This window comes from Streptomyces sp. P5F9, from assembly GCF_057961495.1.
Window position 1 is genome coordinate 1 of sequence record NZ_JBXVPZ010000338.1, and the last position, 10,678, is coordinate 10,678.

Here is a 10,678-nt window from a genome sequence, read left to right on the forward strand (position 1 = left end):
CGCTCGCTTCTGAAACGGGCTGGAGCGGGCCGAGTCAAGGGTGGAGCGCAGCGGAATCGGCGTAGCCGACGCGACCGCAGGGAGCGCCCTTTACTCGGGCCGCGGAAGCCCGACACTGGCCAAGAAGCGAGTGGCCCAACGGTCACGATCGATCCTGCGTCGCCGTCAACTCCGGGCGTTCCGGCGTACGTTGAAGGGTGATTACAGCGAGTGTACGGACTGATACTTTGCGTGCATGAAGTTCACCCTGACCTATGCCGTGGCCGGTGCTCCCGACGAGTTCTTCGCCTGGTTTCTTGATTCGGCGCGTGAAGAGGATTTGTACAAGGGCGAGTTGGCGTACAAGAGCTACTCGATGTCGGGGCGGCGTGAGAGCGAAGAGCGGGTTGTCCGGCGCACCGTGTTCCAGCGCTCGCTGCAACTGCCCGCCCCCGTCGCCAAGTTGCTCGGCGCCACCTTCAGTGAGGCTGAGGACGGGACCTTCGAGAAGGCCGATCGTCTGTGGACCTGGAAGGTCACGCCGAGCGGTCAGGCGGACAAGATTCGCCACGAGGGTCATCTGACGGCCGAAGACGCCGACGCCGTCCGCAGCCGCCTCCGCCTTGAACTCACCTACGAGGCGAAGATCTTCGGCGTCGGCGGCCTGCTGGAGAGCTCCATGGAGAAGAACCTGCGCGAGGAGTGGGACAGGACCGTCGCGTGCTACAACCGTCAGGCCTCGGCCTGAGCGGACGCGGGCGTCGAGGTCCGTCCGGCGACGCGGGTGAACACCACGTACAGCACCGCGCTCAGTATGAAGCCCACGATCGGCGTGCTGTCGCCGAAGGACGGCCAGTGCTTCGGGACGTAGCCGACGTAGTCCTCCTGGTTGGAGAAGAGCGGGACCGACACCCCGATGCCGATCAACAGGGCTGCCAGGCCTGGCCAGTTGGTGAAGGTGGGGTCGGTCAGGCGGGGGGCCAGGGACTCCGTGGTTGTCGTGGACCTTGACTGGAACCAGCGCTCCACCAGGACCACGCCCAGCCACGGCGCCACCCAGTACGCGATCACCAGCAGGAACGCCTCGTACGCCGAACCCGCGTCGGACAGGGACGCCCATGCCGCCGCCGTACCGGCTACGCCTGAGACCACTACCAGGACGCTGCGGTTCAGCCACGCGGGGAGTTTCAGGCCGAGGGCGGTGAGGGAGATCGCGCCGGAGTAGACGTTCAGGGCGTTCGCCGAGATCGCGCCGAGGATGATCGCGATCAGCACCAAGTTGCCGAGCCAGGACGGGAGATGGCCGGTGAAGGCCGCCGTGGGGGTTGCGTCCTTGGGGGCGAGGAGCGTTGCCGAGGCCGCGCCCATCACCGCCACGAACGTCACCGACACGAACAGACCCAGCGCCGGGTACAGGATCGTCCTGAACTTGTTCGCCGTGCGCGGGAGGTAGCGCGAGTAGTCCGTTGCGTACGGGTTCCAGCCCGCCGCGTACCCCCAGGCCGCGCTGAGCGCGAGCAGGAAGCCGCCAACGCCGCCGCCCGTGCCGCCCGCGCCGAGGTGCGCGTCCTTGAAGGTCCAGACGCCGGCCAGCAGGAAGATCACCGCGAGCGCCGGGAACGCGTACTTCTCGAAGGTGTGCACGAAGTTGTGGCCGATGAAGCCGATCAGGATCTCGGCCACCACCACCAGCAACAGTGACGGCAGGGGACGTAGACCCGTCAGTGTGTTCAGTGCGAACGCCGCGCTCACGCTGTTCACCGCGAACCAACCGACGCCCGCCACAAGGCCGTTGGCCGCCGACGGGAGGATGTTGCCGCGGAAGCCGAACGAGAAGCGGCCGATCACCATCTGCGGGACGCCGAAGCGGGGGCCGTCCAGGGAGAGGAAGCCCTGCGTGATCGCGCCGAGGCCCGTGCCCAGGACGATCGCCGCGGTCGCCTGCCAGAAGGACAGGCCGAAGAAGAGGACCGAGATCACGCCGATGTAGACGGTCGCGAACTCGATGTTCGGGGAGGCCCAGGTCCAGAGGAGCTGGAGCGGGCTGCCGTGGCGTTCGGCGTCGGGGATCGGTTCGGCGCCGGCCGTCTCTACGGCGATGACCTTGTCACCGTATTCGGGGGCGAGGGTGCCGGTCGATTCGGCGGGAGCAGTCGTCATGCGAGGTAAGTGTCCGGTTCCTGCCGGTCCGGGCCCAGAGGCGCATTGTCCGTACCGGGCCGCTCACCGGCGTACAACCTGCACGTATCACTCGGCCTTGGGGTCGTCCTTGAGGTCGTCCTTGTTCAGGGACTTCAGGAACTCGGGGTTGTCGTCCGGCGCGATCCACTGGCCCGGCGCGGCCGTCGCCTCGGCCCCGGTGCGCCGCGCCCGGCCCGCGATCAGCCATGCGACCGGGCCGACCAGCACCTCGCCGAAGAGCAGGATCACGAACACCCACGCCAGTTTCGGCATGCCGCGCACGTCCTCCTCGGGCGTGTTCAGGCAGTCCACGAAGGCGTAGATCCACAGGGCCAGGACCAGCAGGAAAGGCAGATACCTGAGCATGGCGGCGAGATTCTCCTGAGTGGTGGGACGGCCCCGGTGACGGGGTCAGGTTAGCGGGTGGCCGCTGTGCTAGCCCGGGGGCAACCCCCGGACCCCCGGCAGAAGGCAGGGGCGGACGTCGGGAGACAACGAGCGCTCGGCGATACTGGGACACATGGCTTACGACGATCTTCGCTCCCTGCTCAGGGCACTGGAGCGCGAGGGAGACCTCAAGCGCATCAAGGCCGAGGTGGACCCGTATCTGGAGGTCGGGGAGATCGTCGACCGGGTCCAGAAGGCCGGTGGGCCCGCGCTTCTCTTCGAGAAGGTGAAGGGGTCCTCGATGCCCCTCGCCATGAACGTCTTCGGGACCGACCGGCGGCTGCTGAAGGCCCTGGGGCTGAAGTCGTACGGCGACATCTCCGAGAAGATCGGCGGGCTGCTGCGGCCCGAGCTGCCGCAGGGGTTCGTGGGCGTGCGGGACGCCTTCGGGAAGCTCGGCTCGATGACCCACGTACCGCCGAAGAAGGTCAAGGAAGCGCCGGTGCAGGAGGTGGTGCTCACGGGTGACGACGTCGACCTCGACGACCTGCCCGCGCTCTTCACCTGGCCGCAGGACGGCGGGTCCTTCTTCAACCTCGGGCTCACGCACACGAAGGACCCGGAGAGCGGGATCCGCAATCTCGGGCTGTACCGGCTCCAGCGCCACGACAAGCGCACCATCGGCATGCACTGGCAGATCCACAAGGACAGCCGGAACCACTATCAGGTCGCGGCGAGGCGGGGGGAGCGGCTGCCGGTCGCGATCGCCTTCGGATGCCCGCCCGCCGTGACGTACGCCTCCACCGCGCCCCTTCCCGGTGACATCGACGAGTACCTCTTCGCCGGGTTCATCGCGGGCAAGCGGATCGAGATGGTCGACTGCAAGACCGTGCCGTTGCAGGTGCCGGCGCAGGCCGAGGTCGTCATCGAGGGGTGGCTGGAGCCCGGCGAGATGCTGCCGGAGGGGCCGTTCGGGGATCACACCGGGTTCTACACGCCGCAGGAGCCCTTCCCGGCGCTGACCATCGACTGCGTGACGATGCGGAAGCGGCCGTTGCTTCAGTCGATCGTCGTAGGGCGGCCTCCGACGGAGGACGGACCGCTGGGACGGGCGACGGAGCGGTTCTTCCTGCCGCTGCTGAAGATCATCGTGCCGGACATCGTGGACTACCACCTGCCCGAAGCGGGCGGATTCCACAACTGCGCGATCGTCTCCATCGACAAGAAGTACCCGAAGCACGCGCAGAAGGTGATGCACGCGGTCTGGGGTGCGCACATGATGTCCCTGACCAAGCTGATCGTGGTCGTCGACGCCGATTGTGACGTCCACGATCTGCACGAGGTCGCGTGGCGGGCCCTCGGCAACACGGACTACGCCCGCGACCTCTCGGTCGTGGAAGGACCCGTCGATCACCTCGACCATGCCTCCTACCAGCAGTTCTGGGGCGGCAAGGCGGGTATCGACGCGACGAGGAAGTGGCCCGAGGAGGGCTACACGCGGGACGGCGGCTGGCCCGAGATGGTCCTGTCCGACCCGGAGACGGCGGCGAAGGTCGACCGCCGGTGGAAGGAGTACGGCCTGTGAGCAGCGCGTCTGCCGCGATCCCGCAGCCGGGGCGCACCAAGGCGTTCCTACGCCTCGTCATGATCGAGCACTCCGTCTTCGCCCTGCCCTTCGCCTACACCGCCGCGCTGACCGCGATGTTCCAGTGGGACAAGAACATCCACTGGGGGCGGCTGCTGCTGGTCACCATCTGCATGGTGGGGCTGCGGACGTTCGCGATGGCGGTCAACCGGATCATCGACCGCGAGATCGACGCCCGTAACCCGCGCACCGCGCACCGCGAGTTGGTCACCGGCGCGATGACGGTGAAGCACGCGTGGACGGGCGCGCTCGTCGCGCTGGTCGTGTTCCTCGGCTCGGCGGCGCTTCTGAACCCCCTCTGCCTGGCACTGGCCCCCATCGCGGTGATCCCGATGGTGGTCTACCCGTACGGCAAGCGGTTCACGAACTTCCCGCAGGCCATCCTCGGTCTCGCCCAGGCCATGGGCCCGGTCGGCGGCTGGCTGGCGATCACCGGCGAGTGGTCCTGGGACGCGGTGATCCTCGGGCTCGCCGTCGGCATCTGGATCGGCGGCTTCGACCTGATCTACGCCTGCCAGGACATCGAGACCGACCGGGAGATCGGTGTGATGTCGGTGCCGGCGCGCTTCGGGATTCCGGCGTCCATCTGGGGCGCGCGGGTGTGCCACGCGATCACTACGGCCCTCCTCGCCTGGTACGGCGCGGCGACCGGCGCCGGCGCCTTCTTCTGGTTCGGCCTGCTGATCGTCGCGGGCGCGTTCCTGTACGAGCACTCGATCGTCCGGCCGCATGATCTTTCGCGGTTGAACAGGGCGTTCTTCAGCGTCAACGGGTTCATCGGGATTGCCCTGTTCGTGTGTGCGCTGCTGGATCTGCTGGTGCGGGGGCTCACCGTCTAAGCGGCGGTAAGCGGAGTCCTCGGGGTGCTGGGCTTGCGCCGGAACACGAACGCCGCCCCCACCCCAGCCGCCAGCCCGATCAGGTGCGCCTGCCAGCTGACCCCCGACTGCGTGGGCGCCAGGCCGAACAGGATCGAGGTGCCCCAGACCGCGCCGATCAGCAGTCCTACGACGATGCCCAGCGGGCGGCGCTCGACGAAGCCGCCGATCAGCAGGAAGCCGAAGAGGCCGAAGATCAGGCCCGACGCGCCCGCCGTGTTCGTGTGGGCCGGGGATATGAGCCACACGCCCAGGCCGTCCGCGACGATGATCAGCGCGCAGACCGCGGCGAAGCGGCGGATGCCGCCCAGTGCTGCCAGGAAGCCGAACACCAGCAGCGGCACGGTGTTCGCGGCCACGTGGGCGAAGCCGAAGTGGATGAACGCGGCCGGGACGACGTCGATCAGTTCGGAGGGCTCGCGCGGGACGATCCCGAGGCCGTCGAGGGCGTGCCCGCTGAGCACGTCCACCACTTCGAGCAGCCACAACAGCGCGACCCAGCCCACCATCAGCTTGGCCGCGGCCTTCGCGCGGTCGCCCTGCGACCACTCCAACCGCGTACCGGACATGGCACCCCCCCAGAGTCCACTCGTCCCCACAGAAGAACGCCCCGGCACCCTTGACCGGTTCCCGCCCCGCGACGCCAGCTAGGCTCGGTGTCGTGAACCCAGTCAAGCCAGGAGAGACGCCGCGTACGCCTTGGATCGTAGGGGTGTCCGGCGCTTCCGGCACCCCATACGCGGCTGCCGTCCTGCGCGCGCTCCTCGACGCCGGCGAGAGCGTCGACCTCGTGGTGTCCCGCGCGTCCCGGCTCACGCTGCTCGACGAGACAGGGATCTCCTACCGGGACGCCCACTGGCAGGACGACCTGCGCGAATGGCTGGCCCGCGGCGCCGACGGCAAGCCCGGCACCTTCCAGCCCGCCATCGACACCGACGCCGTACGGCACTGGAGCGCGGGCGACCTCGCGGCGGGGCCGTCCTCGGGGTCGTACCCCTCGAAGGGGATGATTGTCGTGCCCGCGTCCACGGCCTGTGTCGCCGGGATCGCCCTCGGGCTGAGCAAGGACCTGTTGCAGCGGGCGGCGAGCGTCACCCTCAAGGAGCGGCGCAGGCTGGTGGTCGCCGTACGCGAGACGCCGTTGAACGGGCAGACGCTGCGGCACCTCGTGACCCTGGACGACCTGGGCGCGGCCGTGGTGCCCGCCTCGCCCGGGTTCTACGCCGGAGCCACCCACATCCAGGACCTGGTGGACTTCGTCGCCGGGCGGGTCCTGGACTCGGCGGGCGTCGAGCACGATCTGTACCGGCGGTGGAAGGGCGACCTGGGCGCCGGCTTCCGCACCACCAACTGACGTACACCAGCAACTGACGTACACCAGCAACTGACTTACAGCACCAACTGACTTACAGCACCCACTTATTCATCGTCATCAACCGTCATCACCGGAAGGCAATCGATCGCATGGACGCGGTGGACAGGCAGCTCATCCAGGCCCTGAGAGAGAACGGCCGGGCCTCCTACGCGGAGCTGGGGCGCCTCGTCGGCCTGTCGGGACCCAGTGTCACCGACCGCATCAACCGGCTGGAGGCGGCCGGTGTCATCACCGGTTACCGCGCGACCGTCGACTCGGCCTCCCTCGGCCTCGGCGTCATCGCCCTGATCGGCATCTCGCTCTCCGACGCCGCCGACCACGAGGACGTGGCGCGCCGCATGAAGGACCTCGGCGAGATCGAGGACTGCTGGTTCATCGCCGGCGAGGACTCGTTCATGCTGAAGGTGCGGGCGCCTGACGTGGACGGCCTGGAGAAGACCATCCGGCGGCTCAGCGGGACCAAGGGCGTCTCCCGCACCCGTACCACCATCGTGCTCTCCACGAAGTGGGAGAACCGGGTCGGAGAGCTGCCCGAAGAGGCGTAGCAACGTAGGCGTACCGTTTAGCGAAGCTGTCTTAGGAAGAGGTATGGGCATGGATGTCGGGCTCAAGCGCGAGCTGGAGCAGAAGGTCCGCTCCGGTGAGCGGCTGTCCCGTGAGGACGGCATCGCGCTGTACGAGTCGGACGACCTGGCCTGGCTGGGCGGACTCGCGCACGAGGTGCGGACGCGGAAGAACGGCGACGTGGTTCATTTCAACGTCAACCGGCACCTGAACATGACCAACGTGTGCACCGCGTCCTGCGCCTACTGCTCGTTCCAGCGCAAGCCGGGCGAGAAGGACGCGTACACGATGCGCATCGAGGAGGCCGTCCGGCTCGCCAAGGCGATGCAGGGCGAGAACCTCACCGAGCTGCACATCGTCAACGGCCTGCACCCGAACCTCCCCTGGCGCTACTACCCCCGGTCGCTGAGCGAGCTGAAGAAGGCCCTCCCGGAGGTCTCCCTCAAGGCCTTCACGGCCACCGAGATCCACCACTTCGAGACGATCTCCGGGCTGTCCGCCTCCGAGATCCTCGACGAGCTGATCGACGCCGGCCTCGAATCCCTCACCGGCGGCGGCGCGGAGATCTTCGACTGGGAGGTCCGCCAGCACATCGTGGACCACCGCACCCACTGGGAGGACTGGTCCCGGATCCACCGCCTGGCGCACGAGAAGGGTCTCAAGACCCCGTGCACCATGCTCTACGGCCACATCGAGGAGCCGCGCCACCGCGTGGACCACGTGCTGCGGCTGCGGGAGCTCCAGGACGAGACCGGCGGGTTCCAGGTCTTCATCCCGCTGCGCTACCAGCACGACTTCGTGGACATGAAGGACGGCAAGGTGCGCAACCGCCTTCAGGCGCGGACGCAGATGGCCACCGGCGCGGAGGCCCTCAAGACCTTCGCGGTCTCCCGGCTGCTCTTCGACAACGTCCCGCACGTCAAGGTCTTCTGGGTCATGCACGGCCTCCAGACCGCCCAACTCGCCCTCCAGCACGGCGCGGACGACATGGACGGCTCGGTCGTCGAGTACAAGATCACGCACGACGCCGACAACTACGGCACCCCGAACAAGCTCACCCGCGACGACCTCCTCGACCTGATCCGCGACGCCGGTTTCCAGCCGGTCGAGCGGAACACGCGCTACGAGATCATCCGCGAGTACGACGGCCCGGACCCGGCGCGGCGCGAGTCCCCGCAGCCGATGCGGGTGTGACGACCACCTTCTGAGACGACCACCTTCTGAAGCGAACACGGCACCATGTCACTGACCTTTGAACTGGACCCCGCGATAACCCCTGCCCTGCGCGAGGAGGTCCTCGCCCTCTGGGCGGACGTCTCGAACGCGGGCGGCTCCGTCGGCTTCGTCGCACCGGTGACGGTGGACGAGATACGGCCCGAACTGGTCCGGCACTTCGTCGCCATGGCGGAGGGCCGCACCCGGCTGCTGGTCGGCCGGGACGAGACGGGCACGGTCGCCGCGACCGTGTTCCTCGCGTTCAACACCCACCGCCTGATGATGCACTGGCTGTGGCTCTACACGGTGATGGTCCACCCCCGCCACCAGGGCAAGGGCTACGGCCGCGACCTCCTCGCCGCCGCCGAGGAGGCCGCCCGCGGCATCGACGGCATCGAGGCGATCCGCCTCACCTGCCGGGGTGGCCACGGCCTGGAGCGGTTCTACGGCTCCTGCGGCTACAAGGAGGTCGGGCGGGTGCCCGGTGCGATCCGTATCGCCCCCGGGGACGACCGGGACGACATCTTCATGCTGCTGCCGCTGCTGTGACCCCCCTGCAAGATCCGTGCGACACCGTGCTTCACTGATTGATGCCCTTGTCCCGAATCGGAAGAGTGGATTGAGATGTTCCGCTACACACTGTGGCGCCTCGGAGTCTTCGCGGGCTGCCTCGGCGTCGTCTGGGGCCTCGTCTACCTCGGCGTCTTCCCGCGCGGCTTCGGCGAGTCCAACGGCATGTGGATCGTGCTGCTGGCGCTGGTGATCTCGGCGCCGATCAGCTTCGTGGTGCTGCGCGGGGTGCGGGACCGTGCCTCGGTGCAGATCGTCGAGCGGGTCGACCGGATGAAGGCCAACCTGGACGCCAACCGCAGCCAGGAGGACGAGACGGTGGACGCCGCCCAGCCGACGTCCCACCCGCAGGGCCAGACTTCCTAGTACCTGGGCCCAACTACCCTTGCCCCCATGGGTGCCGTGAAGACCAGACGCATGCCGCGGGCGGTCCGTGAGCAGCAGATGCTCGACGCCGCCGTGCAGACCTTCGGGCAGCGCGGTTACATGGCCGCGTCGATGGACGAGATAGCCGAACTCGCGGGCGTGTCCAAGCCGTTGGTGTATCTCTACCTGAACTCGAAGGAAGACCTGTTCACCGCGTGCATCCGGCGCGAGGGCCAGGCGCTCACCGAGGCGGTACGGGCCGGCGTGGACACCGGGTCGCCCGCCGACCGCCAACTCTGGGACGGGCTGCGGGCGTTCTTCACCCACACTGCCCAACACCCGGACGGCTGGGCCGTGTTGCACCTCCAGTCCCGCACACACGGCGAGCCCTTCGCGGCCGAGGTGGCCGCGATGCGTGCCGAACTCGTCGCGTTCGTCACCGAGTTGATCGCGGTCACCGCCCGCGAGGCGCACCGCGACCCGGACCTCCCCGAGCATGAGGTCGCCGGTCTGGCCGAAGCCCTGGTCGGCGCCGCCGAGTCCCTGGCGGCCTGGTCGAACGCGACCCCGGGCGTCACCGCCAAGCAGGCGGCGGCGACGCTGATGAACTTCGCGTGGGCGGGGCTGGGACAGCTGATGGAGGGGCGGCCGTGGACGCCGTAGCGCTCATCGGCTCATGAAGGTCATGAAGGTCATGAAGGTCGTGCGGCTCATAAAGGGAGCGGTCGGACGAGTCCGTCCACATGCGTGCGCTCCCCGCTCCGCAGCTGGAAACGGCCGCCTTCCGCCGCGTACTCCACCACCCCCGGCAACAGCACCGGCGCCCTGAACTCCGCTCGTACGTACGCCGATTCGGGCGTCCCGTGTGCCGCGAGGCACCGTGCGGCCGTCCACATGCCGTGGGCGATGGCGCGCGGGAAGCCGAAGAGGCGTGCGGTGAGGGGGGAGAGGTGGATGGGGTTGCGGTCGCCGGACGCGGCGCCGTAGCGCCGGCCGACGTCCTCGGCGAGGCGCCACTCGGCGATGGTGGGCAACGGCTTCCGCGTTTCCCGTACTTCGCCCGCCTCCCGCTCCTCGGGCGCCCGCGCTTCGGTGCGGTGGTGCCGGGCGAGATACGTGCTCTGTGACTCCCAGACGAGCTTGCCCGCGCCCCCGGACTCGCTGCCCGCCCGCATCTCCGTCGTGACCGTCGCCTCCGTGCCACGCCGATGCGGGGCCAACTCGTCGACGTAGACGGTGAGTTCGTGGTCCCCTGTGGCCGGTACCGCCGCGTGCCGGGTGATCTCCACCGACGTGTGGACCAGGCCGAGGAGCGGGAGCGGGAAGGCCCGGCAGCTCATCAGGCGCATGGCGAGGGGGAAGCCGAGGACGTGGGGATACGTGATCGGGAGGGCGTCGTCGCCGGTGGCGAAGCCGCAGACGCGTTCGTAGGCGGCCAGTTTCGCCAGGTCGACGCGGACGCCGGGCAGGACGAGGCGGGTGCGGGGGAACTCGGCGTCGGGGCGGGCCCGTTTGAAG

General features: G+C 68.6%; 13 protein-coding genes. 9 read left to right on the forward strand and 4 right to left on the reverse strand.

Annotation, left to right across the window (positions count from 1 at the left end):
- The first annotated feature begins 235 nt into the window (after positions 1-235).
- Positions 236-727, forward strand: coding sequence for a DUF2505 family protein (locus tag AC31A1_RS37020; protein ID WP_489657499.1), 492 nt, complete (start codon positions 236-238; stop codon positions 725-727).
- Here the strand turns inward: AC31A1_RS37020 and AC31A1_RS37025 are convergent.
- A complete protein-coding gene (locus AC31A1_RS37025) occupies positions 712-2,139 on the reverse strand; it encodes a purine-cytosine permease family protein (RefSeq protein ID WP_489657500.1) in 1,428 nt (475 codons plus the stop codon). The two genes, AC31A1_RS37020 and AC31A1_RS37025, sit on opposite strands and share 16 nt — an antisense overlap.
- A gap of 87 nt (positions 2,140-2,226) precedes the next feature.
- Positions 2,227-2,526, reverse strand: a complete 300-nt coding sequence (locus AC31A1_RS37030; RefSeq protein ID WP_266769597.1) for a PLD nuclease N-terminal domain-containing protein — start codon at positions 2,524-2,526, stop codon at positions 2,227-2,229.
- Between the two features lie 154 nt (positions 2,527-2,680).
- Between AC31A1_RS37030 and AC31A1_RS37035 the strand changes: the two genes are divergently transcribed.
- Together AC31A1_RS37035 and mqnP are read left to right on the forward strand one after the other, a co-directional pair.
- Positions 2,681-4,132: a menaquinone biosynthesis decarboxylase gene (locus AC31A1_RS37035; protein WP_489657501.1), complete on the forward strand. Its 1,452-nt coding sequence runs from the start codon at positions 2,681-2,683 to the stop codon at positions 4,130-4,132.
- Positions 4,129-5,031 carry a menaquinone biosynthesis prenyltransferase MqnP gene (gene mqnP, locus AC31A1_RS37040; protein ID WP_489657502.1) on the forward strand — a complete coding sequence of 301 codons (903 nt, stop codon included), beginning with the start codon at positions 4,129-4,131 and terminating at the stop codon, positions 5,029-5,031. Before AC31A1_RS37035 ends, mqnP begins: the two co-directional genes overlap by 4 nt.
- Here mqnP and AC31A1_RS37045 read toward each other — a convergent pair.
- Positions 5,028-5,639: a rhomboid family intramembrane serine protease gene (locus AC31A1_RS37045; protein WP_489657503.1), complete on the reverse strand. Its 612-nt coding sequence runs from the start codon at positions 5,637-5,639 to the stop codon at positions 5,028-5,030. The two genes, mqnP and AC31A1_RS37045, sit on opposite strands and share 4 nt — an antisense overlap.
- A gap of 92 nt (positions 5,640-5,731) precedes the next feature.
- Between AC31A1_RS37045 and AC31A1_RS37050 the strand changes: the two genes are divergently transcribed.
- The 6 genes from AC31A1_RS37050 to AC31A1_RS37075 all read left to right on the forward strand — a co-directional run bounded on the left by AC31A1_RS37050 (position 5,732) and on the right by AC31A1_RS37075 (position 9,823).
- Positions 5,732-6,424, forward strand: a complete 693-nt coding sequence (locus tag AC31A1_RS37050; RefSeq protein WP_393764223.1) for a UbiX family flavin prenyltransferase — start codon at positions 5,732-5,734, stop codon at positions 6,422-6,424.
- Positions 6,425-6,534: 110 nt separating this feature from the next.
- Positions 6,535-6,990 carry an Lrp/AsnC family transcriptional regulator gene (locus AC31A1_RS37055; RefSeq protein ID WP_019061245.1) on the forward strand — a complete coding sequence of 152 codons (456 nt, stop codon included), beginning with the start codon at positions 6,535-6,537 and terminating at the stop codon, positions 6,988-6,990.
- Positions 6,991-7,039: 49 nt separating this feature from the next.
- Positions 7,040-8,203, forward strand: coding sequence for an aminofutalosine synthase MqnE (gene mqnE / locus AC31A1_RS37060; RefSeq protein ID WP_489657507.1), 1,164 nt, complete (start codon positions 7,040-7,042; stop codon positions 8,201-8,203).
- A 45-nt stretch (positions 8,204-8,248) separates the two neighbouring features.
- Entirely contained in the window at positions 8,249-8,773 is a 525-nt protein-coding gene (locus tag AC31A1_RS37065) for a GNAT family N-acetyltransferase (RefSeq protein WP_489657504.1), read from the forward strand.
- A gap of 75 nt (positions 8,774-8,848) precedes the next feature.
- Entirely contained in the window at positions 8,849-9,160 is a 312-nt protein-coding gene (locus AC31A1_RS37070) for a DUF4229 domain-containing protein (RefSeq protein WP_201055011.1), read from the forward strand.
- A 27-nt stretch (positions 9,161-9,187) separates the two neighbouring features.
- A complete protein-coding gene (locus AC31A1_RS37075; RefSeq protein WP_489657505.1) occupies positions 9,188-9,823 on the forward strand; it encodes a TetR/AcrR family transcriptional regulator in 636 nt (211 codons plus the stop codon).
- A 47-nt stretch (positions 9,824-9,870) separates the two neighbouring features.
- Here AC31A1_RS37075 and AC31A1_RS37080 read toward each other — a convergent pair.
- A partial coding sequence (locus AC31A1_RS37080) for a MaoC family dehydratase (protein ID WP_489657506.1) occupies positions 9,871-10,678 on the reverse strand: 808 nt, incomplete at its 5' end.